The 25,077-nt window shown below is 32.5% G+C and carries 23 protein-coding genes; 15 read left to right on the forward strand and 8 right to left on the reverse strand.

What is annotated here, in order from left to right; genetic code table 11:
- Both BMX53_RS19235 and BMX53_RS05035 read left to right on the forward strand, forming a co-directional pair.
- Positions 1-1,323, forward strand: a complete 1,323-nt coding sequence (locus BMX53_RS19235; RefSeq protein WP_244154469.1) for a sensor histidine kinase — start codon at positions 1-3, stop codon at positions 1,321-1,323.
- A gap of 15 nt (positions 1,324-1,338) precedes the next feature.
- Positions 1,339-2,328, forward strand: a complete 990-nt coding sequence (locus tag BMX53_RS05035; RefSeq protein ID WP_074744930.1) for a hypothetical protein — start codon at positions 1,339-1,341, stop codon at positions 2,326-2,328.
- A gap of 139 nt (positions 2,329-2,467) precedes the next feature.
- On the opposite strand, the gene BMX53_RS05040 is transcribed toward BMX53_RS05035, so the two are convergent.
- Genes BMX53_RS05040 through BMX53_RS05050 form a run of 3 tightly spaced genes read right to left on the reverse strand, consistent with a single transcriptional unit; the run spans position 2,468 to position 4,238 of the window.
- A complete protein-coding gene (locus BMX53_RS05040; protein WP_038987286.1) occupies positions 2,468-2,659 on the reverse strand; it encodes a cold-shock protein in 192 nt (63 codons plus the stop codon).
- Positions 2,660-2,664: 5 nt separating this feature from the next.
- On the reverse strand, positions 2,665-3,102 hold the full coding sequence (locus BMX53_RS05045; RefSeq protein ID WP_038987287.1) for a cold-shock protein: 438 nt from the start codon (positions 3,100-3,102) through the stop codon (positions 2,665-2,667).
- Positions 3,103-3,104: 2 nt separating this feature from the next.
- Complete coding sequence (locus tag BMX53_RS05050; protein ID WP_074744932.1) at positions 3,105-4,238, reverse strand: DEAD/DEAH box helicase; 1,134 nt, start codon at positions 4,236-4,238, stop codon at positions 3,105-3,107.
- A gap of 488 nt (positions 4,239-4,726) precedes the next feature.
- Here BMX53_RS05050 and BMX53_RS05055 point away from each other — a divergent pair, with 488 nt between their 5' ends.
- Positions 4,727-5,758 carry a hypothetical protein gene (locus BMX53_RS05055; RefSeq protein WP_244154470.1) on the forward strand — a complete coding sequence of 344 codons (1,032 nt, stop codon included), beginning with the start codon at positions 4,727-4,729 and terminating at the stop codon, positions 5,756-5,758.
- A gap of 126 nt (positions 5,759-5,884) precedes the next feature.
- Here the strand turns inward: BMX53_RS05055 and BMX53_RS05060 are convergent, their stop codons facing one another.
- From BMX53_RS05060 to BMX53_RS05075, 4 genes are all read right to left on the reverse strand, one after another.
- Positions 5,885-7,396 carry an IS1182 family transposase gene (locus BMX53_RS05060; RefSeq protein ID WP_074744934.1) on the reverse strand — a complete coding sequence of 504 codons (1,512 nt, stop codon included), beginning with the start codon at positions 7,394-7,396 and terminating at the stop codon, positions 5,885-5,887.
- Between the two features lie 144 nt (positions 7,397-7,540).
- Positions 7,541-8,374: an OmpA/MotB family protein gene (locus BMX53_RS05065; RefSeq protein WP_074744936.1), complete on the reverse strand. Its 834-nt coding sequence runs from the start codon at positions 8,372-8,374 to the stop codon at positions 7,541-7,543.
- Positions 8,375-8,453: 79 nt separating this feature from the next.
- Complete coding sequence (locus BMX53_RS05070; RefSeq protein ID WP_074744938.1) at positions 8,454-9,452, reverse strand: glycosyltransferase family 2 protein; 999 nt, start codon at positions 9,450-9,452, stop codon at positions 8,454-8,456.
- Positions 9,453-9,532: 80 nt separating this feature from the next.
- Positions 9,533-9,991 carry a type I restriction enzyme HsdR N-terminal domain-containing protein gene (locus tag BMX53_RS05075; RefSeq protein ID WP_074744940.1) on the reverse strand — a complete coding sequence of 153 codons (459 nt, stop codon included), beginning with the start codon at positions 9,989-9,991 and terminating at the stop codon, positions 9,533-9,535.
- A 54-nt stretch (positions 9,992-10,045) separates the two neighbouring features.
- Between BMX53_RS05075 and holA the strand changes: the two genes are divergently transcribed.
- The 8 genes from holA to BMX53_RS05115 all read left to right on the forward strand — a co-directional run bounded on the left by holA (position 10,046) and on the right by BMX53_RS05115 (position 18,044).
- Positions 10,046-11,050: a DNA polymerase III subunit delta gene (gene holA / locus BMX53_RS05080; protein ID WP_063175758.1), complete on the forward strand. Its 1,005-nt coding sequence runs from the start codon at positions 10,046-10,048 to the stop codon at positions 11,048-11,050.
- Between the two features lie 11 nt (positions 11,051-11,061).
- Positions 11,062-11,250 carry a CAL67264 family membrane protein gene (locus BMX53_RS05085; protein WP_038987293.1) on the forward strand — a complete coding sequence of 63 codons (189 nt, stop codon included), beginning with the start codon at positions 11,062-11,064 and terminating at the stop codon, positions 11,248-11,250.
- A 471-nt stretch (positions 11,251-11,721) separates the two neighbouring features.
- Entirely contained in the window at positions 11,722-12,699 is a 978-nt protein-coding gene (locus tag BMX53_RS05090; RefSeq protein WP_083394385.1) for an ABC transporter ATP-binding protein, read from the forward strand.
- Between the two features lie 9 nt (positions 12,700-12,708).
- Positions 12,709-13,500, forward strand: a complete 792-nt coding sequence (locus BMX53_RS05095) for an ABC transporter permease (protein ID WP_074744942.1) — start codon at positions 12,709-12,711, stop codon at positions 13,498-13,500.
- Positions 13,501-13,951: 451 nt separating this feature from the next.
- A complete protein-coding gene (locus BMX53_RS05100; protein ID WP_074744944.1) occupies positions 13,952-14,749 on the forward strand; it encodes a YoaK family protein in 798 nt (265 codons plus the stop codon).
- A gap of 257 nt (positions 14,750-15,006) precedes the next feature.
- Entirely contained in the window at positions 15,007-15,186 is a 180-nt protein-coding gene (locus tag BMX53_RS05105) for a hypothetical protein (RefSeq protein ID WP_074744946.1), read from the forward strand.
- 353 nt (positions 15,187-15,539) lie between these two features.
- Positions 15,540-17,228, forward strand: coding sequence for an energy-dependent translational throttle protein EttA (gene ettA, locus BMX53_RS05110; RefSeq protein ID WP_063175753.1), 1,689 nt, complete (start codon positions 15,540-15,542; stop codon positions 17,226-17,228).
- An 84-nt stretch (positions 17,229-17,312) separates the two neighbouring features.
- Positions 17,313-18,044 carry an MBL fold metallo-hydrolase gene (locus tag BMX53_RS05115; protein ID WP_074744948.1) on the forward strand — a complete coding sequence of 244 codons (732 nt, stop codon included), beginning with the start codon at positions 17,313-17,315 and terminating at the stop codon, positions 18,042-18,044.
- A 77-nt stretch (positions 18,045-18,121) separates the two neighbouring features.
- Here BMX53_RS05115 and gltS read toward each other — a convergent pair whose 3' ends face one another.
- Positions 18,122-19,330: a sodium/glutamate symporter gene (gltS, locus tag BMX53_RS05120; RefSeq protein ID WP_038987300.1), complete on the reverse strand. Its 1,209-nt coding sequence runs from the start codon at positions 19,328-19,330 to the stop codon at positions 18,122-18,124.
- 249 nt (positions 19,331-19,579) lie between these two features.
- On the opposite strand from gltS, the gene guaA reads away from it, so the two are divergent.
- The 4 genes from guaA (at position 19,580) to BMX53_RS05140 (ending at position 25,065) form a co-directional block, all read left to right on the forward strand.
- The gene (guaA, locus tag BMX53_RS05125; protein WP_038987301.1) at positions 19,580-21,106 is read left to right on the forward strand and encodes a glutamine-hydrolyzing GMP synthase; all 1,527 of its coding nucleotides are present in this window, start codon (positions 19,580-19,582) and stop codon (positions 21,104-21,106) included.
- A 68-nt stretch (positions 21,107-21,174) separates the two neighbouring features.
- Complete coding sequence (locus tag BMX53_RS05130) at positions 21,175-23,226, forward strand: LysM peptidoglycan-binding domain-containing protein (protein ID WP_074744950.1); 2,052 nt, start codon at positions 21,175-21,177, stop codon at positions 23,224-23,226.
- 2 nt (positions 23,227-23,228) lie between these two features.
- The gene (locus BMX53_RS05135) at positions 23,229-23,453 is read left to right on the forward strand and encodes a DUF3820 family protein (RefSeq protein WP_038987302.1); all 225 of its coding nucleotides are present in this window, start codon (positions 23,229-23,231) and stop codon (positions 23,451-23,453) included.
- 325 nt (positions 23,454-23,778) lie between these two features.
- Positions 23,779-25,065, forward strand: coding sequence for an NAD(P)/FAD-dependent oxidoreductase (locus tag BMX53_RS05140; protein ID WP_038987303.1), 1,287 nt, complete (start codon positions 23,779-23,781; stop codon positions 25,063-25,065).
- The last annotated feature ends 12 nt before the right edge of the window (positions 25,066-25,077 follow it).

Consider the following 25,077-nt stretch of genomic DNA (forward strand, 5'->3'; position numbering starts at 1 on the left):
ATGTTGTATCTTAATTTATCTGAAGTTTCTTATTTGTTAAAGAATTACAGTGAGGCAATTAATTATGCTAATGTGGGGTTGACTTATACTAATTCAGACACACCAGATGTAATGATAGGTGTAATAAAATCTTATATAGTAATGTCAAATATGTGTTTAGCACTAGAAACTCATGATAATATCGATGGAGAAGAGTATATTAAAGAGATTCGCAAAACATATGAAGAGGCCAAAAGAGTTAATAATCTTTATTTTACAAATGCAATGGCTATGACAGCAGCTGAGTTGTATTTAAAAATTAATGACAGTGTAAAAGCGTTTGAGTGGGCAGAAAGATCATTTGAATTATCTAAAGAGAGAGATATAAAAGTAGCACAACGCAGAGCTTTAGAGTTTCTAGTACTTAATAAAGAGTATGATAATAAAGAACAAGTAAGACAAATTATTGAGTTAGGTAGAGACCTGGAAGAGCAGGATTATGCAACTCGTAATCGTTTTGCACGTATAGCTTACGAAACAGAAAGAATTGAAACAGAGAATAGCCAGTTGAGAAATATGATTTCAACTATTGTTAGTATTAGTTTAGCTATAGTGCTGACATTAGTTATCGGAGTTTATGTATATAGATTAAAAAATAAAAATAAAGAAATCCGATTTATAAAAGATCAACAGGAGGCAAATGAGAGTATATATCAGTTAATCTTAGAAAGAAGTGTGATCGCTACAGAAGTAAAGAATAACGTGCGTAATAAGATAGCAAAGGATATACATGATGGAGTAGTTAATGGAATCTTTACCATTAGATTTAATCTTCAACAGCTCAAGAGTGAAAATGAAGAGATGAAAGGGATTTTAGTTAATGAGTTGCAATCATTAGAGAAACGAACCAGGGATATATCACACTCTTTAATTGATAATGAGTTGTTCGAACATAACAAATTTGTTAGTTTGATAGAAGATTTATTAGCTCTTCAAAAAAATCAATGGAATACTGAGTTTTTATTAGACTATGAAAATGCTGTTGACTTAGAAGATTTGCCTGCATTGGATAAAGTAAATACCTATTTTATTATTAGAGAAGCTATTCAGAATGTAAATAAGTATTCTCAAGCATCTATTTGTAAAGTGAGTTTCACTAAAGAAAAGAAAAATGTAGTTATTAAGATAAAAGATAATGGTGTTGGTTTTGATGAGGGATCTAGCAGAGATGGTATGGGACTTCAGAATATGAATGAGCGTGCGATTGCTTTGCATTCAGAATTAATAATTCATTCTAAAAAAGGAATGGGAACAGAACTGATGTTTAAGATTAAAATAAAGTAATATTCTAAAAAAAATATGATAATAGAACAACAACATATTAAGTGTTTTCCTGAATATGAACAGGTTTTTACAGGAGATATTGAGCAACATAAGAAGCACTTCTTACCTATATGTTCTATCAATTTACAATGTATCTATCCTGGAGAAGATCAGTGGCTTCATTTTGTGTCTGTAAAGGAGATTTATGAAGGATGTGTAGGGCAGGAGACAGCAAAGTATCATTCTGATTATTGTAGAGAAGATTTAATTGGTTTTGATGTGGTAGGAGATAAATACAATTTTGAAGGGGATTGGAATTATTTTATCTATGAGAAGGAGATTAAAGATGGAATTAGTATCAATAACCAGAATATGATCCAACAGTATAGAACAGATAGGGAAACTATTCCTTCAGAAGTTGATTTAGAAGCGTGGTTAGTACAGTTCGAATCAACTACTTATCCAGAATATAGAAATAAGTTAAAGAGTAAGCATGCTTATTTTATAAAACCAGATTCAGATCAAGGACTTGTAGAGAGTCTTTTAGATCGTTTTGAACAAGAGGCTAGTGAAAGTGATTATGGTACTGTAATTGGTGCTTATGAGTTAAATACGAAGACGTATGAGCTTGCTAAGGCATATTATCATAAGCATGGTAGTATATATCCGATGACTATAGGTAACTATTCGACAACAATAGAGACAATGGCGTCTTTAGAAGAGGGAGTAGAGGAGAATAAACAATATATTGAGTACCCTGAGATTGGAGGAATATTAGATGATATTCAGTTTCAGAGTAAAGAAGATAGAGATTGTTTAGAAGAGTGTGAAATAAGCTTTGAAGAAGCGATGCGATTTGAGGATTCTACTAATTTATGTGAACTGCCTTATGATAAAGAAGGAAATATATTTACTTATATAGGTCGTTTCACAGGATATTTGTTTCAACAATATGGTGCAGATAGTGCGTACCTTTTCTATAATAAAGAATTAAAAAAAGCAGTTATGTGCTTAGAATACACATAATAGTTAACTAATAAAAGTAAACTCTTTGTTGTAACTAGTATCTAATAAAAGAAATAAAAAAGGCTAAACAAATTATTGTTTAGCCTTTTTAAGTCTTCTATAAGTATGAATATATTCTAACTTATAAGAAAAGGATAAATTACGCTCTTCTTACGTTGATTGCGTTGATACCTTTTTTACCTTCTTCAGTTTCGAAAACTACTGCATCATTTTCTTGAACTCTTTCGTTTAAGTTTGATACGTGTACGAAGATGTCTTGTCCTCCATTGCTTGGAGTGATGAAACCAAAACCTTTAGTTTCGTTGAAGAATTTAATTGTTCCTTCTTGCATAATTATTAAGTATTTGAAATTTTATTTACTTCAATGGCGCTTAAGCCTCTTGGAGTTCTTTCTTTTTTAAAGGTAACTTTGTCACCTTGTTGTAATGGCTGATTAGATTGACTGCTATGTACGAAGATATTTTCTTTTGAATCATCTTCAGTTATGAAACCGAACCCTTTACTGCTAAAGTAAGTAATTACTCCAGTGCATTCTGTATCTGGAGCAGAAGCTGCGGCTAGGCGCTCTTCTAATTCTCTTTTAGCTGCTTCGATATCTTGCTCTTCTGGTGGAACACTTGTAAGATTACCATTGTAGTCTACGTAAACTAACATATCTTCAAGGTCTTTACCTTTATTGTTGTTTAACTTGCGTTCCTCTTTCTTTAATGCTTTCTCTTGTCTTTTCTGTGCTTTCTTTTTATTGTTTTCTTTTTTTGAAAAAGAATCAGCCATATTTATAATGTTTTTAGGTTAATATTATATTTTTTGTTTTCTTTCATTCGTATTCCTGTAAACTTCTGAATCGCCATTAATTCCTTCTTTTGATCTGGAGTACAGAAACACATTGCAACCCCCTTTACACCAGCACGACCTGTTCTTCCTATTCGATGAACATAAGTTTCAGGTTTATCTGGTATGTCATAATTAATGACATAAGGAAGTTTACTTATATCAATTCCTCTAGCAGCAATATCTGTAGCTATAAGAACTTTAATCTTTTTATTTTTAAAATCATCTAATGCTTTTACACGAGCACTTTGAGATTTATTACCATGTATCGCCATAGCTACCATATTTACTTTTTGTAAATACTTGACTAGGTTATTAGCTTCATACTTTGTTCTAGTAAATACTAAAGTAGGCTCAGCATTGTCTACTAACACATTATGAAGGAGCGCTCTTTTATCCTTTTTTTCAGTGAAGACAACTTCCTGGTGTATAGTTTCAGCTGTAATGATTTCAGCTGCTACTTCTACTTTAGCAGGATTGTTTACTATTGTTTTAGCAAACTTTTCTATTTCTTTTGGCATAGTAGCAGAAAAGAATAATGATTGTCTTTTTTCAGGTATATGCGTTAGTATCTTTTTAAGATCATGTATAAAACCCATATCTAGCATCTGGTCTGCCTCGTCTAGAACTAAAATCTCTAAGTTACTAAGTTTTACGATTTTTTGATTAATTAAATCAAGTAATCTACCTGGGGTAGCTACAATAATCTCAGGACGTTGTTTTAATGCTCTGATTTGAGGAGGAAGAGGAACACCACCAAATAGGGTAAGCGTTTTAAGAGGTAATTCTGTACTATAGTCTAAGAAGCTATCTTTTACTTGAATTGCAAGCTCACGAGTAGGAGTAAGGACTAATGCTCTAATACCTTTATTAGAAGATTTAGTAGTACTTAATCTTTCTAAAATTGGTATAGCAAAAGCAGCTGTTTTACCAGTACCTGTTTGAGCAGTACCGATAACATCTTGCCCTTTTAAGATAACTGGAATAGCTTTTTGCTGTATTTCAGTAGCTTGAGAATATCCTATTTTTATTAGTGCTTGTTGTATTTCAGTAGATAGAGCTAAGTCTTTAAAATTCATTTATTACCTTTTCTAATTCAGTTTTTTAGACTCCGTAGAGTATTAATATTTTGTATTATCCTTATAAAGTATAGCTAAAAACAGTTTGTCTTTAAATCCTTTTATAAGTAAGGGTCTTTATTCACAAACAAATAATTGTAAAAATTATTTGTAAGAAGTGCTTTTCTTTATTGATGCACTAGAAATCAAGAGTTAAATAAAGTGACGACCAAGAAGCAAAAATGGATAAATACAAAATATCTATTGATGAATTACTAAGGTAAAAAATCTATTAACTAATAATACTGCGACAAAGGTATAACTAATAATTGAATAATCAATTAGAAACACGACAAGGTCTTTGTTTTTTTTGACTTTTATACATATAATTTTATGCAGTTAGTATAAATTCTAAAAATAAGATAATTTCAAACAAGCTAAATGCATTGTGATATCATAGAAGAAATATTAAATTTGAAAGAATTTAATAAGATAGAATATTATAATTGATGAATATAAATAAATGGTTTAAAGGAGTATATCGAGGTGATAGACTGACAAGAAAGTTAGTCTATGTATTTATACTTGCTTTTAGTGTACCTAGTGTAGCTCAGAATATTGATGAGGATCAGGTAAGTGTTGTTAAGTTGTGGAGGGATTTAAATGGAAGTAATCAATTATCTATTCATGTAGGAGCTACATGTAATAATTATGATAGTAAAAGACTGTTTGCTAAAACAGGTTATTTATCATCAATAGAGGTAGAATTGATTAATGAGGAAAATAAAGTAAATACCATCTATGGGGGAGATAGGCTTCCTATGGACTATATGTTAATGTTTTATGATGAAGGAATTTGGTTTGCGGAACATAATGATGTGCAGGCTGTTTTTATTCCTGTGTTCTATTGTAGACCTTATTTTGGTAATAAGATGCCTTTATCCTATATCGTACTTTATAACGGAAAAAGGTATATGTATCATTTTGATTATATGTGTAAATCTGATATTTTAGGTAAATGTTCTTTACCATTTAGTAAAAGAGAACTTAATAAACGCGTGTCTAACCTCCCTAAAGAATTGGCAAAGCAATTTGCGGATTATCTGTGGAGTATTTATACTACAAGAGAGGATTTGTTTCCTAATCACTTGATTTTTAGAACAGAAAAATACACTAAAACACGCTTGCCTTATGAATTAGCGACAGCATATAATGCTTCTTATCCATATGTTTTACTAGATAAAGTAAATCGCTATTTAGAGGAGGATAAGTATTCATTAGCAAGGACTTATTTAACTGAGTTTGAGTATGTTTATTTAGTTGGAGAATTAACTGTAGACGTTGCAGGGTTTTATGTTCAAGATAATTCTATAGGTCAAAAAGCTGTTGGTTATAGGGCTAGAGTAAATACTGAAAGAGAGAAACTATTAGAGGAAGCTAAGTTCTTGACTCGTCGTAATCAATATCAAGAAGCTTACCTTATTTATAAGGTAATATTAGAAGATGGAAAGGCTTTAGAGATAAATGATTCGATGGAATAAATAAAAAAGAGGGTGTCCCAAAAGGTCACCCTCTTTTACTTTCTGATTCTATTTCTAAAATTGTAAGAAGTAAATAATATTCTTTGTAAGAGTGTTTTTAGGGAGTAAAAGTAGTTAAAGAGCTGTTTAAGCTCTATTGGTAACTATTTTCCTTAAGTTATGAGCAATAGCCATTAATCCAAATTCAATATTGACTTTAGGTAAGCTTCTTAATGTAAAACGATTAAACTTATTATTTGCTTTTAATTGACCAAATACAGCTTCCACTTCTATAGGTCTTTTACTTCTGTGCTCTAATCCTTTCTCGGAAGTCAATAATTTTCTAATGTGGTCTTTTATATTGTTTAATCTTAAGTTCAGAGATACAGTTCTGTTTTCTTTAGCTTTATGACACTCTTGTTTTAAGGGACACTCTAAACATTTAGTAGCTTGATATAAATGAATTGTGGATTTAAAGCCTGTCACTGATTCTTTTATAGTTGTTCCAATGAACTTTAGTTTCTCTTTAATAGGACAGATAATATAGTTAAACAGCCTATTATAGTATAGATTGTGCTGTAAGAATGGATTGTTTTTCCACACTCTTTTTTGTTCCATATGAAAGTAATTAAACTTAACATAGGGAACTATATTATTATTCAATAAGTAAACATAGTTCTCTTCACTTCCATATCCTGCATCAGCAACTATCTCTTCACTTTGGGTGTTATATGTTTGTTTAAACGTTTCTAAGTGATTAATTAAAGTAGTTGTGTCTGTAGATTTCTGACCTATAGTATAATGAGTTATAAATTGATTCTCAGTACTTATTTGTGTATTGTATGCTGGTTTTAGCTGACCATTTTTCATATGATCCTCTTTCATCCTCATAAAAGTAGCATCTGTATCTGTCTTACTATAACTATTTCTTCCTCCCAACACTTCTAAATTCTTTTCATATTTCTCTAATCGAGGTAGACAGTCTTCTTGGAGTTGTTTTAATTGTTTAACTTCTGCTTTATTCAGGTTTGCTTTGTTTAGAGCAGATATCTTTTGAGCAAGTTCTTTACTATCTATTGGTTTAGAGGTTTCTGGATTAATTAATTCAGAGTGATCTTGCTTAATTTGAGAATCTATTTCATTTAAGATTGATTGAATCTTTACTTCTAATTTAGTTTTATTCTTTTCTACAGAGCCTCTCCATACAAAGGTATAGCGATTAGATGCTGACTCAATCTTAGTTCCATCAATATATTGAACTTTTAAACTAATGTATTGCATCTCTTGCAATAATCTAACTACATCTGAAAACAATTGTTGTATTTGATCCTTTAAACGTAAACTTCTAAAGTTATTTATAGTACGATGATCTGGTTTACTATAACCTGATAGCCATATGAAATGGATATTTTCTTCTAAAGCACGTTCTATCTTACGTGAAGAGTATATATTATTAAAATAGGCATAGAATAATACTTTTATCATCATACGAGGATGATAACTTGTGGTGCCGCCTCCTTTATATTGACATAGAATATCTTTGATATCTAACTTGTCTACTACTTCGCTAATTAGCCGTACAGGATGATTCTCTGCTATATTTGATAAAATATCTTCTGGAAATAGACTTGGAGATTTTAAACTTTCAGTTTTGAACATTATATTTGCCTTTGGATTTGTTTGGTTGCACCTCAAAGATACTTTCTTTGAGGACAAACAACCCCAAAACCCCGCCTATTTAGACGGGGTTTATTTTTTTAAGACCTTTTTGGACAGCCTCTTCTTATATGATTAGACTAAAAATTATTTAGTCATGTTTTTCATTTCTTTCTCGATCATATCATAGAATTGATCAATCTTAGGAAGTAAAAGAATTCTAGTTCTTCTATTTCTAGCTTTATTCTCTGGAGTGTCATTTTCTACTAATGGCACATACTCTCCACGTCCTGAAGCTACTAATTGTCCTGGATTTAATTGGAAATCATTTTGTAAAACTTGAACGATAGATACCGCACGTTTAACACTTAAATCCCAGTTGTCTCTCATCATAGCATTTTTGATAGACACATTATCAGTGTGACCTTCTACCATAACTTCGAAGTCTGGTTTGCTCTTAGCGATAGCAGCTACTTTAGCTAATACACGTTTAGCATCAGTACTTACTTCATAACCAGCTGTTTTGAATAATAATTTATCAGCGATAGAGATATATACTACACCTTTTTCAACATTTACAGAGATATCTGGATCGTCAAAACCAACTTCTTTCTTCACACTTCTAACTAAAGCTAAAGTAACAGAGTCTTTTTTAGTAATAGCATCTTGAAGACGAGTGATCTTAAGATCTTTCTCTTTCATACTCTCTAAAGTTTTCTCTAAGTTCTCAGCACCTTTAGAAGATAACATAGTCATATTACCCATGTTGCTAAGTAAGTCTGAATTGTTCTTTTTTAAGTGATCGATTTCTTTAGAAAAAGCATTTCTCTCAGCTAAAGCAGAGTTCAATTTTATTGTACAAGTGTTTAATAAGTCTTGTGTTTCTTTATTTTTAGCTTCTAAATCTGCTAACTTTTGTTTTGTTCCACATGAAGTTAGAGCAAGTGCTAACACAGATAATCCTAAAACTACTTTTTTCATAATTAAAAAATGATTGAATTGTTTTGTCAAATATACCAATTAGTAAGCAATCTAAGAAAGAATATGCGTACTTTTTGGATTAGAAAACTCTAATATAAGTCTTTTGTTTCTGAATATAATATAATTTAACAATTGATTTAGTCTTATAATATTTATCAATTGGTGTTTTTTCTACTTTTTTTCTGAAAGCTGAAATCCTTTTGTAAAAAGCAAAATGTGAACGAATAATAGCAAAACAATGTTTAGGTTGCAACATCAGCATATATCGCACTCCTGCTATACCATCTAGGCACAGTCTCAGGAAGATAGTCGAAAATTTCTTGTTTTGAGGTAAGTTTTTGTATAAAGTAAGAAGTGAATTTCTAAAGTTCAGATAAGTCTTCTTAGGACTCTGATACTTTAAGGTCGCACCGCCAACGTGATAAACAGTAGAAAAACCAGTATATTTAATTTTATAACTGTGGTTGCGTGCACGCCAGCATAGATCAATCTCTTCTTGATGTGCAAAATAGTCTTCATCTAACCCTCCAAGTTCTTTGTAAACTTCATTTCTGATAAAAAAACAAGCTCCTGAAGCCCAAAATATATCTGAGATATCGTCATATTGACCTTTGTCTTCTTCTATTGTATCAAATATTCTTCCTCTACAGAATGGAAATCCGTAAGAATCTATGAAGCCTCCAGCAGCACCAGCATATTCAAAATGTGTCTTGCGTTTATAGTCTAAAATCTTAGGTTGTACTATAGCAACTCGAGGTTGAGTATCAAATATGGTCTCGATAGAATCTAACCAATTTTCTGTTACTTCTATATCTGAGTTAAGAAGTACTAAATAGGGTTCTTTTATGTCTTTTAATCCCTCATTATATCCTTGAGCAAAACCGTAGTTTTGGGTGTTCTTAATGATAGACACTGACGGGAACTCTTGTTCTAAGACCTTTATAGATTGATCTGTAGAGGCATTGTCGATGACATATATATTGGCTTTATCTGAGTATTGAAGTACAGAAGGGAGAAATTGTCTTAGTAATTGTTCTCCATTCCAGTTTAAAATAGCTACAGCAAATTTTTTATTCATTATAGTATTCTATTAGTATTGTATATTTATTAAACCTAGACTTGTATTGTCTGATATTTTATGACTATATGTCACTAATTTTAAGCTAAAAGCTTTGGTTCATAGTTTGGGATATCTCGTAAGAATATGTATTTACTCTGTTCATAATCCATCTGACAATAATAGTGATTTAGGCCATTAGTCACATATAGATAAGTAGATCTAAGTTGAAAATTATAACGAGCGATTTGATCAAATGTTGTTTGTGTAATCTTTATTTCTGGAGCTTTGCACTCTATCAGGATAAAGATTTCCCCATTTGGTCTGAATACTACTACATCATATCGTTTGGTCATTCCGTTAATTCTCACCACTTTCTCTACGCTGATAAGAGATATGGGGTATCCTTTGGTCTGGATTAAATCAAGAACAACGTGTTGTCTTACCCATTCTTCAGGAGTAAGCTGAATAAACTTTTTACGGATAACATCAAAAATAGATAGCTTATTTTCACTATTTTTGAAACGAAAATCAAACGGAGGGAAATTAAGTCTTTGCATTAAGCAAAGATATTTTTTTTCTACTGGTATTGAACAATAATTAAAACTTATATTTTGGATCAAGTAAAGGACATAATAAAAGATATAAAAGCGGGCAAGGCAGCTCCAATATATTTTTTAATGGGGGAAGAGCCGTATTATATCGATAAAATCTCTGAATATATAGAAGACAATGTACTGACAGAAGAGGAGAAGGGATTTAATCAAATGGTATTATACGGACGAGATGTCACTATACAAGATATCGTTTCTAATGCCAAGCGTTTTCCTCTTATGGCCGAAAAACAAGTTGTAATTGTTAAAGAAGCGCAAGAATTAGCCCGTACCATAGACCAAATCGAGTCTTATGCAGAACAAGTACAACCTTCTACTGTGTTAGTTTTTTGCTATAAATACAAAACTTTAGATAAAAGGAAGAAAGTTTACAAGACAATTGAGAAGAATGGTATCATATTTGAAAGTAAGAAACTTAAGGAGTATCAAATAGAAGCTTGGATTAAGAAACTACTTACTGGTAAAGGGTATGCTATAGACCCAAAAGCGTCAGCTATGTTAGTAGAGTTTTTGGGTACAGATCTATCTAAAATAGCAAATGAGTTAGATAAACTTGCTCTAGTTATTCCAAAAGGAGTACAAATCACTGCTGATGTAGTAGAAAAGAACATTGGTATAAGTAAAGATTTTAATAATTTTGAGTTGATTAAAGCGATAGTAGATCGAAATCAGCTTAAAGCATATAAAATAGCAAACTACTTTGCTCAAAATCCTAAGAATAATCCTATTGTACTGACTATGGGACTTGTGTATTCTTATTTTTCTAAGTTGCTTTTATATCATGGCTTAAAGGATAAGTCTCCTTCGAATGTGATGAAACAATTAAAAGTAAGCCAATATGCAATAAAAGACTATGAAGTAGGGTTTAGAATTTATAAGATGAAACAAGTAAGTGCTATCATATCACATCTTAAAGATGTTGATCTGAAAAGCAAAGGAGTAGGAGCACAGGCTATGCCACAAGGTGACCTGCTCAAAGAGATGTTAATCAAAATATTTAATTAAAATATAGAATAATGACAAACAATTTAAATAAGAATAAGATTCTAGGATACGCTACGTTGATTATGATTATGATGGGTATCTTATTAATCTGCCTAGGAGCATTTAAATACTCAGAAATTGCAGGATGGGGATTTACAGCAGTAGGTATCGGATTCTTAGCTATTGCTTGGGTTTTTAATGCCTTAAAAGGAAGAGTATAAAAATTATTAAAAGGGAGCAATTGCTCCCTTTTTTAATGCTAAATATTTTCCATACCACAGTCATCTACTATTAACGCACTACCTATATTCGCTCATAAACCTTTCTATTATTAGAATAAAACTTATAAAAGACAGAGATTACCTAATTCTCAGAAAATTTAAAAACTCTTCAATCTGTCAATAGAAATAGGCTTGCTGATGCGAAATTCTCTTCTAATTAGCTGTTTTAGCTTTAAATTATATAAACTAATTGCATAATTATGTAACAGTTTACCTGTGCTTTATGATTTACTTTGTTGAACTAATAAACGATTAAACAAATGTTTCTAAGAGTTCTATATAATCATTAACGAGGTAGTTGTATCTTCTTCTTATATAGTCTCTGATGTCTATCTTTTACTAGTGTAGATAGAGAGAGAAGATTTGTTTTTTGAGTAAATCATCTTATTAATTAAACAAGACAAGATATTTATGAAAGAGAAAAAAATAGAGGCTATTCTTGAAGTGAAAAACCTCAAGAAAGTGTATATGAAGAATGATGGAGAACCACATGTGGCAGTAAATGGTATTTCGTTTGAATTAATGAAAGGGGAGATATTCTCTTTCTTAGGGCCTAATGGAGCAGGGAAAAGTACTACAATCAATATGTTAACTGCTCAACTAACTCCTACAGATGGAGAAATAGTATTTCAAGGGCAGTCATTAAAGGATAATCCAATCTTTGCTAAGAGTAAGGTAGGGGTAGTGGCTCAACACAATAATCTAGATAGAGGATTGACAGCTAGAGAAAATCTGATATACCACGGACAATATTTTGGTATGAGTGAGGGGGATGCTGCTAAGAAAGCAGATGAACTATTAGCAAGCTTTGGTCTTACGGATTGGGGAAATGACTATGTGAAGAGTTTCTCTGGAGGTATGGCTCAAAGGTTAAAAATCGCTAGGGCTATCATGCATCAACCTGAAATACTGTTTTTAGATGAACCAACTACTGGGCTAGATCCTGCTTACCGCGAGATATTATGGCAGCATGTATTAAAGTTAAATAAAGAGTATAATACCACTGTGTTTTTGACGACGCATTACATGGAAGAACCTGAGCGATTTTCTGATAGAGTAGCGATTTATAACAAAGGAGCTATTAAGGCACTAGGTACTGTAGAAGAATTGAGAAAAAAAGTGCCTTCTCAGACCATTATTACCATTGTATTAGACGCATTAAACGAAGATGTCGTTAAGGAAGTTAAAAGTCTAGCAGATGTTAAGGATGTAAGTGTAAAAGATGAGAAAACCTTTGTTGTATATGTTGATAATAGTCAGAAGGTTATCAATGAGCTTTTAGCCCTTATAGACAAGAAAGGGCTTGCGCTAGAGAGTATTAATTTAAGTGCTACGACTCTAGACGATATATTTATTCATCTTACGACTAATGATATTAAAAACGATTAAGACAGGATTATGGAAAAGAAATTAAATCAATTTGATATATTTAAGATAATGGTTAAGCGTGATTTGCTTATCCAAAGTAGAGATTGGAAAGAATTTGTCTTTAGAGTAGGTATGCTTCCTTTTATACTGATTTTGACATATGGATTTATGTTGCCACAGATAGGGATACTAGATGCTGATTTTCCTAATCAGATGTTTCCTGGAATGTTAGGAATGAGTTTATTGGTGACAGGTATTCATGGTACAGTGGTACCTTTGGCTATGGATTTTAATAATACACGTGAGATCGAAGATAGACTTCAAGCTCCTGTAAATGTTAGAGTAGTGGCTTGGGCTAAGATGTTTGTGGGAATTATTGAGTCTTGGATTGGAGCTCTGATTGTTTTGCCTATTTCATTAGTATTTATGGGAAGTTATCTGAATATCTCTTTAGACTTTACAAGTGGACTAGTGTTATTAGGAGTGCTACTACTTAGTTCTGTGACATCAGCAACATTAGGTTTACTAGTAGGTACTGTAGTTAAGCCACCACAAATAGCAGCGATGTTCCCTGGTTTTTTAATGCCATTGATATTTACAGGTGCTATATTCTTTAATTGGGCAGCGCTAGAGACAATACCAGTAATGAAATATATAACATTGATTAACCCGTTAGTGTATATCAATGAAGCATTGCGCTTTATACTGAATTCAGGAGGTGACACGATGCCTATTGTTTATAGTATTTCAGGTATAGTAGTATTTACTATAGTTATGGGGTATTATGGTATGAAGCGTTTTATAAAAATGGCTAATAGATAAGATTGAAAAGTGTTAAGTTTTGAACAAAAAATCGTCATAGAGTTTCTATGGCGATTTTTTATTTTATATAATATAAAGAAATGTAGACTAGTTACAGACTACTTTGTTCGGGAGTTTATTGGGCAGTCTTTTGAAGTTCTTCGGAAAACAGCCCTTCGTTCCGAACAATTACTGAACTTTTCCAAAGGGACTCCGAACAAATGGAGGTGTTTTGTTTTTTAATAAACTGTATATTAGTTGTTTATGTTTTTTTTTAAATGGAAAACAAAGGAAGTATTTGGAATAAAGTGGAATGATATCACAGAAATAGAAAATAATATCGTATCGGTTTTTTGTCAAAATGAAACGATATAATAGATTTTACACAAAACCTATTCGTTATCATATAATAGATTTGCAAAATTTCATTAATTTGTTATCTTATATAGGGTAAAAATAATTAAGAAGTAGTATGTTATCACATTTAGGTAGAGAGAGGAGTTTTATGCAAAATCTGCGTTTAGCAGTGCTTTTATCTTTTGTTGGAGGAATTGTGAATGTAAGTGGTTTTCTAGCCTTAAAGTTGATGACAACGAATGTGACAGGGTATTTATCGAACTTTGCTCAGGAAGTATTGACATTTAATAAAGCTGCTATTCTAAGAACAGTACTTCTACTAGTATCATTCTTCTTTGGTTCCTTTGTATCTCACGTTATTTTACAACTGCAAAAGGTTTTTTGGAATAAGGTATACTTTACAGTTCCCTTAATCTTAGAAGCAGTGTTGTTAAGCGGAGTAGCTTATGTAGAAGGAGACGTATTATCTCAGTATCCATTAGAGATAGCCTATATTCTATTATTTGCGATGGGACTTCAAAATTCTCTAGTGACTTTTATTTCTAAAGCAGTAGTACGCACCACGCATATTACTGGTATTGTTACAGATTTAGGTATAGAGACAGCTAAGTTATTATTCAGTTTTAGAAGACAGAGTATACGTAGAATACTGTTGTCTCATATTGGTTTAAAAGTTTCTATTGTTCTTTCTTTTGGGCTAGGAGGTATTCTAGCTGCCTTTTCTTTTGAGTATTTACACCTGAAAACACTGTATATAGGTGTTGTTGTAATCTTGCTTACTACAGTTTATGATTACCTTATGGTTAAGATGATGATGGTAATAGAAGAGGGAATGCATATAGTAGATTGGAGTAAACGTACGGTATTTAGAGACCACAAGATCTATCATATATTAAAGAGAAAGAAACGATAGGTACTAGGGATAATACATTTCTCTAATTATAGGGAGTGTGTAGCGCCTTACTTTAATGAATTACAAGTTTTTTAAAAAGTAAATATTAGCAGCTTAGTCTTGACACCAAGTAGAAAAGAGGACATTTTAGCGATATTTTTACTGTAATTTCTCATTTTGCATATATTTAACATAATTGTTTAGAAATAATACTTCTAAATATTTGTTTTTGAAGTGTTTATTTTGTAATTTGTATGCATAATTTAAAACTCACATATATGAATGAAAATTTACACTTTGCAAATAGTGATCAATGTGAAAATAATCACAATAATCACTACTACGACCCATCTATAGATGCGTATGTTTGCGCTCATTGTAGTGCAATATCACCAGCAAATTCTTTTAATACTGAAGATGCTATAGATGATGAATATGAGTTGCATATTGGAATCTAAGGTTGTGCATAGAATCTTGTGATTAAATCTAGTGTGAGAAGATTTAATTACAAGATTTTTTAATTAAAGAGATTTGGTTTGTTCTGTACAAACAATTGTATTATATGGTAAAGAAAGTAGTGATAGACTTTCTCTCCAATTTACCTTCAAAAAAGTAGAGCTAAAAAAATGGTCTACTAGAATCGACTTAGCTATTAAGTCTTCTTCTAAATATCTCATTTTGTCTTAAAGAGGTATTGTTATTCTATCTTGTCAAAAAAATTTCATAATCTCCTTTATTAATACTATTTTTGGCTAATTCGCTATAGAATGCTTATAGCTTAGTAATCAATAAATTCAATATATTTTACTTTATGTCAGACGATAAAAAGGTAATTTTTTCGATGTCGAAAGTGAGTAAAACTTACTCATCGACAAACAAGACTGTATTAAAAGATATTTATTTAAGCTTTTTCTACGGAGCTAAAATTGGTATTTTAGGTCTTAATGGTTCTGGTAAATCTTCATTATTAAAGATTATTGCTGGAGTAGATAAGAACTATCAAGGTGATGTGGTATTCGCACCAGGATATACTGTTGGGTACCTAGAACAAGAACCACAATTAGATGAAACTAAAACTGTTATTGAAATCGTTAGAGAAGGTGCAGCTGAGACTGTAGCAATCTTAGACGAGTTTAATCAGATTAATGATATGTTCGGTCTACCTGAAGTTTATGAAGATGCAGATAAGATGCAGAAACTGATGGATAGACAAGCTGAACTACAAGATAAGATTGATGCTGTAGGTGGATGGGAATTAGATACTAAATTAGCTATCGCTATGGATGCGTTACGTACTCCTGACCCTGAGACTCCTATTAATATCCTTTCTGGAGGAGAGCGCCGTAGAGTTGCTCTTTGCCGTTTGTTATTACAGAACCCAGATGTGTTATTATTAGATGAGCCTACTAACCACTTAGATGCTGAGTCTGTACACTGGTTAGAGCAACACTTACAACAATATGCAGGTACTGTTATCGCTGTAACGCACGACCGTTACTTCTTAGATAACGTAGCTGGATGGATTCTTGAATTAGATAGAGGTGAAGGTATTCCTTGGAAAGGAAACTATTCTTCTTGGTTAGATCAAAAATCTAAAAGATTAGAACAAGAGGAGAAAGTAGCGTCTAAACGTCGTAAAAACTTAGAGCGTGAGTTAGATTGGGTACGTCAAGGTGCTAAAGGTCGTCAGACTAAGCAAAAAGCGAGGTTACAGAACTACGATAAATTATTAAATGAAGATCAAAAAGAGCTAGAAGAAAAATTAGAGATCTATATCCCTAATGGACCACGTCTTGGTACTAATGTTATTGAGGCAAAAGGTGTAGCTAAAGCTTTTGGAGATAAATTGTTATATGACAACCTAAACTTTACATTGCCACAAGCGGGTATCGTTGGTATTATCGGACCTAATGGTGCTGGTAAGTCTACAATCTTCCGTATGATTATGGGAGAACAACAAGCTGATGCAGGTACTTTTACAATAGGAGAGACTGTGAAGATTGCTTATGTGGATCAATCTCACTCTAATATAGATCCAGAGAAATCTATTTGGGAGAACTTCTGTGATGGTCAAGAGTTGATTATGATGGGAGGACGTCAAGTAAACTCTCGTGCTTATTTAAGTAGATTTAACTTCGGTGGATCTGATCAGAATAAGAAAGTATCAACATTATCGGGAGGAGAGCGTAACCGTCTTCACTTAGCAATGACTTTAAGAGAAGAAGGTAACGTACTATTACTGGATGAGCCTACGAATGACTTAGACGTTAATACACTACGTGCATTAGAAGAAGGTCTTGAGAACTTTGCAGGATGTGCGGTAGTTATTTCCCATGACCGTTGGTTCTTAGACCGTATTTGTACACACATTTTAGCTTTTGAAGGAGATTCTCAAGTTTATTTCTATGAAGGATCTTTTACAGAATATGAAGAAAATCGTAAGAAACGTTTAGGAGATGTTGCTCCAACTCGTTTGAGATATAAAAAACTTGTACGATAATAAGTATTGTAGGAAGCCTAATTAGATATCTAATTAGGCTTTTTACTTTAGACTATAAATATTAAGAAGTCAAAACGAAATAGAATGAATATTGAGATATTAGAGATTAATACTAAAGGATCAGATGGACAGCCTACATTGTTTTATCCAACAGTGGTAGGGTTTGCAGATGGTACATCTTATTTAGTAGATTGTGGTTATGCAGATAATTTCGTCGAGTTTAAGAAGGAATTGTCTTATGTAGGATTGATGATTGCAGATTTGACAGGAATTATTATTTCTCACGACGATATAGATCATTTAGAAGGGCTTTATCTATTTAAGGAAGAATATGTCTCTCTTGAGGTTATTAGTAGCTTAGAAGAAGCTAATTCTGTGAGTGGTAAGGTAGAAGCTGAGAGATTGGTGCAGGTAAGAGAAAGTTTAAGTCATTTGCCAGAAGAAATGAAAGGATGGGCGAGTGGTTTTATTGAGCAGTTAGAAGCTATTAAGCGTTTTGAGGTAACGCAAACTTTATCAGATGGACAAATATTTAAAGATACTTTACAGGTTGTAACTACTCCTGGGCATACTAAAGGACATATTTCACTATTTGATACAGAAAGTAGAACACTTATTGCAGCGGATGCTTTAGTGGTAGAAGGTGGTGAGTTTAATATTGCTAATCCACAGTTTACTTTAGATATGGAGGCAACTTTAGAATCTGTTCGAAAGATACAAGCTCTAAATCCTAGTCGTGTTATATGTTATCACGGAGGAGTGATAGAAGAAGGTATTCAAGAGAAATTAGATACTCTTTTAAATAAATACGCATAATCTGAGCGATTCTATAAAAAATAAAAGGCTACTTTATCTGCTGATAAGGTAGCCCTTTATTTATATTGTTATTGTGTTTATATGAATGTGATAAACACATTTAGAATTAGTGCATTTAGGATATCAATAAAGAATGCTCCAACCATCGGAATGATTAAGAATGCTTTATATGATGGACCAAAACGGTTAGTCACAGCTTGTATATTAGCTACAGCTGTAGCAGTAGCTCCTAAACCAAACCCACAGTGACCAGCACTTAATACAATGGCATCATAATCTTTACCCATTACTCTATAAGTAACAAAGTAAGCGAATGCTAACATCATCATTACCTGTATTAATAAAATTAATAGGATAGGTAAAGCCAATTCTGTGATAGTCCACATCTTTAGAGACATTAACGCACAAGCTAAGAAGATAGATAAACCAGCATTACCTAAGATTTCAATAGATTCATCGTGCATTTTTACTTTAAATAGGTGAGGTAGTGTATTTCGGATAATTACTCCAATAAACAAACACCAAACAAACGTAGGTAAAGTAAATTTATACTGAGCATTCCACTCTGCTAGATACTGACCAGTAACAAGACATACAGATAGTAAAGTAATCGTTAGCATAATACTTTTGTAGTTTACTTTTTTACCAGAAGACGCTTGTGGTACTGATATTTCGTGTGTTTCGTCATTATTTTGTATCTCCTCAGGAGATAGTTCTTCGTATTTATTTTGACGTAATAGCTTATAAGCTAAAGGACCTCCGATAGTTCCTCCTAAGATAAGACCAAACGTGGCACATGCCATTCCTATATCTCTTGCTCCAATTAATGGATTACTACTTGCCATAAATGTATCAGCCCATCCACCAGCAGTACCATGCCCACCAGTAAGTGTGATAGAACCTGCGATAAGACCAAATCTAGGGTCTAGTTCTAACAAATGTGCTAAACCAACTCCTAAAAAGTTTTGACATATAATAAAGACAGCTGCAACAACTAAGAATATAATTAAGCCCTTTCCTCCTTTTAAAAGAGTTCTAAAATCAGCGTTAAGTCCTATTGAAGAAAAGAAGATGAACATCATCCCTTGTTGTAAACTTTCAGAGATAGTAAATTCTTTACCTGAAACAGAAAAAATCAACCAAGAGAACATAGCTATGATAAAACCACCTACAACGGGTTCTGGAATATTGAACTTTTGAAAGAAGTTTACTTTTTGAACGACAAAATGCCCTAGCAACAGTACAAAACAAGCAAGCATTAAAGTTTCGTAGATATCAAATTCCATAAAATATAATTTACTTTTTTAAAAATACAGTTATTGTAAATCAATAACTGTTCCGCAAATATAAAAAAACAAGCTTCTAATCAAAATGTTTGACCCGATGTTTTGATAAGTTGCTAAAAGTTTAGTATCATTAATCAGAATATCGTAAGTTATACTAGGTTTGACTGACGTTATTTGGAGAGGACTTTATATTGTTCAAAAAAAGGGTTTAAAGTTTTTGAGATACGTATGAATTAACTATTTTTGCGCATGCAACACAATGTACTTATTTTAGATTTTGGATCGCAATATACTCAGTTAATTGCGAGGAGAGTTCGTGAATTAAACATATTCTGCGAAATCTTACCTTATAATGATATGCCTAAAGACTTAACAGAATACAAAGCTGTTATTTTATCAGGTAGTCCTTATTCAGTTCGCTCAGAAGAAGCGTTACACCCAGACTTGTCAAACATCAAAGGAAAAATGCCTTTATTAGCAGTGTGCTACGGTGCACAGTATTTGGCTCATTTCTTTGGAGGAGAAGTAGCACCATCAGATACTCGTGAGTATGGTAGAGCTAATTTAGATTTCATCGCGGAAGATGATTTCTTTAAAGGAATCCCTCACAATAGTCAAGTGTGGATGAGTCACAGTGACACAATCAAACAATTACCTACTAACGGTGTACTTTTAGCAAGTACTAAAGACGTGAAAAATGCTGCTTATAAAGTAGAAGGAGAGCAAACTTATGCTATCCAGTTTCACCCAGAAGTTTACCACTCTACAGATGGAGCACAGCTGTTGAAAAACTTCTTAGTAGATATCGCAGGTGTTAGTCAAGACTTTACACCAAATGCGTTTGTAGAAGAAACAATCACAGATTTAAGAAACAAGATCGGTTCAGAAAAAGTAGTATTAGCTTTATCTGGAGGAGTAGATTCAACAGTAGCAGCAGTTTTATTACACAAAGCTATTGGTGAGAACTTACACTGTATCTTTGTAAATAATGGATTATTGCGTAAAAATGAGTTCCAAAATGTATTAAACCAATACAATGGAATGGGATTAAACGTAAAAGGAGTAGATGCTACAGATAGATTTATGGAAGCGTTAGCTGGTCTAGAAGATCCAGAACAAAAACGTAAAGCTATTGGTAAATCATTTATCGATGTATTTGATGATGAGTCAAAACTTATCGAGGATGCTACATTCCTAGGTCAAGGTACTATTTACCCAGACGTTATTGAGTCTATCTCAGTAAAAGGACCATCAGCTACTATTAAATCTCACCACAATGTAGGTGGATTACCTGACTTCATGAAATTAAAAGTAGTAGAGCCTTTACGTATGTTATTTAAAGATGAAGTACGTAGAGTAGGAGCTTCTTTAGGTATTGATCCAGAATTATTAGGAAGACACCCTTTCCCTGGACCTGGATTAGCGATCAGAATCTTAGGAGACATCACACAAGAGAAAGTACGTCTATTGCAAGAAGTAGATGCTATCTTTATCGAAGGTCTTAAAGAGCACGGTCTTTATAACTCTGTATGGCAAGCTGGAGCAATCCTTTTACCTGTAAACAGTGTAGGTGTAATGGGAGATGAGCGTACTTATGAGAAAGTAGTAGCATTAAGAGCTGTAGCTTCTACAGACGGGATGACTGCTGACTGGGTACACTTACCATATGAGTTCCTAATGGAGATTTCAAATAAAATAATTAACCGCGTAAAAGGCGTGAACAGAGTGGTTTACGATATTAGTTCTAAACCACCTGCAACAATTGAGTGGGAATAATTTAAATAATTCAATAAGTCGCTGTAAATTTGTTATAGCGACTTATTGTTTTTTATAATCATATGCTAATGAAAAAGAAGTTATTTATAGCCTTAACGGCATTTGTTTTTACATCATCTGTTTTAGCCCAAGCAGGGTCATTTATACAATATAGAGTAAGTAAAGGAGATACAGTAAGTAAAATCTCTAGGGATTATGATATTCCTGTGGGAGAGATTTTAAAGTATAATCCAGATGCAAAGAATGGTATCAATGAAAACAGTTTTCTATTAATTCCAACAAAGGACTTCCTAGAGAAAGAGAAGAAAAAGAGTGCTAATCCTTTATTAAAGGAAGATAATAAGGCAAAGAATACTTCTAATACAAAAGGTGTACACATTGTACAACCTAAAGAGACTTTATATAGCATTAGTAAAAAGTATAAAGTAACTGTAGATAATTTATACGCGTGGAATCCTACTTTAAAGAGTACAGGGTTGTTAGCTGATAGTGAGATTATCGTTTCTGCTAGTTATAAGAAACCTTCCTCTGTTGACGTGACTAGTTATGAACAGAGTACTCCTAAAAAGATACCAACTACATTGGCATCTTCTTCTGCAGATACAATTAAGGATATTAATAATATCTATTATAGAACTATAGAAGTAGAACCTCAGTCTACGTTATACAGTTTAGCGATTACTTATAATACATCAATCCAGCGTTTATTAGAGCTTAATCCAGATTTAAAAGACGGATTAAAGAGCGGACAATCTATTAAAGTACCTGCTTATGGATTTCAGAATAAAGCGAAAGTAGTAGAGGTAAAACCAGATATTAAAGAAAGTGAGACTAAGTTTATAAAAGTTGTTATAGATCCTCAACAGACTTTATATGGGATAAGCCGTAAGTACGATGTGCCTATTAAAGAGTTGATCAAATTTAACCCTCAACTTCAAGATGGATTAAAGTCTGGAATGGAAATTCTGGTACCTAACAATGGTAAGGTGGTAGTAGAAGAAGAAAAAAACACTTCTAAAACTAATGTAGTACTACCTGAAGCAACAGGAGGATTTGTTGATTTAAGTGATTCTATTACACGTTCTGAGCATAAAGAATTAGCGTTACTAATACCTTTTAATATTGAAAAGGTAGGGAGCGATATGGATTCTAAATTAGCTAGTGACAATTTCTTAAATATGACACTAGACTTTTATTCAGGGGCGAAACTAGCAGTAGAGTATGCAGAGAGTCTAAACTTACCTCTTACTGTAAATGTATACGATTCTAATGAATCTAAATCCAGTAGTGGGGTTGATGGTTTATTTAAATCAAAAGATTTTAGTAATACCGATGTAATTATTGGGCCATTCTACCAGAAAAATGTTGACGAGGCAGTAAAAAACTTACCTAATAACAAGGTGATTTTAGTTTCTCCTTTGTCTAATGAGAAGGCTACTCCTTCAGATCGTTTAGTACAGACAATGCCTTATAGTAATGTGTTGAAGGTACAATTAATAGAATACTTTAAAAAATCAGGCGCTAAAATAACTGTTATAGTAGATGATAAGAAGCAGTCTACTAAGCAATTTATGCAGCAGTATTTTCCAGAGTTAAATGTGGTTAGTACAAAACAAATTCACGAGATAGATAAGACTTTAGTTAAAGATAAGAAGAATGTATTTGTATTGGATTCTAATAGTATTGCTTCAGCCTTACAGTTTACGGATAAGCTAAAGAATAGAACTAAGGATTACGATATTCAGATAGCATCTTTCGATAAGTCTGATGTGTTTGATTATAGTGAAATTAAGATCCAAACCTTAATTGATTTAAAATATACTTTTCCATCAGTTACACGTGATTCTAAAGAGTCTAGATCAGAATCACTTTTTGCTCAAGAGTATAAAAATAAGTATAATGTATACCCAAATCGTTATGCCACAAGAGGATTTGACGTAACATTAGATGTGATTTTGAGAATGTTCCAAAAAGAAGATTTTTTACAAACATCTAGTAAGAAGTCACAAGAGATTGAGAATAGATTTATCTATAGTAGAAATCCAGAAGGAACAGTGCGTAATACAGGAGTATATTTACTGCAGTATGATAGTGATTTGAATGTAAAAGTACTGAACTAAGTATGATAGATAACGAAAAGTATTTAGTTGAATTAGCACACACTAAAATGCCATATGGTAAGTACGAGGGAAGGTATCTAATAGATTTACCGGAGCATTATATTGTATGGTATCATTCTAAAGGTTTTCCCAAAGGGAAATTAGGAGAACAGTTAGGATTGATTTATGAATTAAAGTTAAATGGTTTAGAGCCATTAATAAGAAATATTCGAAATAATTTTAAATAATTATTAGACATCAGATTTTTAAAAAAGGCAAGTTATTTAAATAACTTGCCTTTTTTTGTATCTATATCTTTCTACATATACAGAATATATACAGTTTATGAAAAAGTTATGAATTTTATTAAAATAATTATATTGTTAGTTTTTTAGCATTAGAAGTATAAGTTCTATAATTAGAATAAATAGGATTATCAAATTGATAATAATAATGGGTTAAAAGTTCGTTTGTAGTAATCTGAGCTTGATTTGTTGCTCTTTTTTAGGAAACCCAAATCGCATTTAATGCAAATTAATTATTGTAAATTTGCAGAGTAAAAATCGAGTGATTATGATGAATATTCCTACTTCAAACCGACCACGTGTTGTAATCATCGGAGGTGGTTTTGGAGGACTAGCGCTTGCTAAAAAACTAAAGAACAAAAATTTTCAAGTTGTACTTTTAGATAAGCATAACTACCATACTTTTCAGCCTTTACTATATCAAGTAGCAACAGGAGGACTAGAGTCTGGATCTATTGCGTACCCTATTCGTAAAGTGGTTCAAGATTATGATCAGATCTATTTTAGAATGGCTAATGTAGAGCGTATAGATACAGAGAATAAGAAAGTGGTATCTGACATTGGAACGATTTTTTATGATTACGTAGTAATAGCTACTGGTTCTAAAACTAATTTCTTTGGTAATGAAAACATTACAAAGAACAGTATGGCAATGAAAACGATACCTGAGTCTTTAGATATCCGTAGTTTAGTGTTAGAGAACTTCGAAGAGGCATTACAAACTACAGATGATAAAGAACAAAAGGCGTTGATGAACTTTGTAATTGTTGGTGCAGGACCTACAGGTGTTGAGCTTGCAGGAGCATTGGCAGAGATGAAGAGACACGTATTGCCAAAAGATTACCCAGACTTAGACTTTAATAAGATGGAAATCAACGTAATTCAAGGTGCTAATAAGGTTCTTGATGCGATGAGCGAGAAGTCTTCTAAAAAGGCTCAAGAATTCCTTGAGAAGCTAGGTGTTAAGGTGTACTTAGGAGAGATCGTTACAGATTATAAAGATAAAGTAGTATATACTAAGTCAGGTAAAGAGTTTACAGCAGAGACTGTAATTTGGACTGCAGGTGTAATGGGAGCTGCTGTAGATGGTTTTGATGCTACAGTTATCCAAAGAGGAAATAGAATTAAAGTTAATGAGTTTAATCAAGTAGAAGGCTTTACTGATATTTTTGCTATCGGTGACGTGGCTACTATGATGACTGAGAAAACTCCTATGGGACATCCTATGATGGCTCAACCAGCTATTCAACAAGGAGAATTACTAGCATCTAACTTAGTAAGATTGAGAGATGGTCAGTCGTTAAAATCGTTTGTTTATAATGACAAAGGATCAATGGCAACTATCGGACGTAACAAGGCTGTAGTAGATTTACCTAAATTCCAATTTAGTGGTTTCTTCGCTTGGTTCGTATGGATGTTTGTACACTTAATGTCTTTGATAGGGTTTAGAAATAAACTAGTTGTATTCTGGAACTGGATGTATAACTACCTAATGTTTGATAGACAAGCTCGTCTTATCATTCGACCATTTAAGAATAAAAGAGACGAACGTTAGTAAATAACAGAC

It is taken from the genome of Myroides marinus (assembly GCF_900109075.1).
GTDB lineage: Bacteria > Bacteroidota > Bacteroidia > Flavobacteriales > Flavobacteriaceae > Flavobacterium > Flavobacterium marinum_A.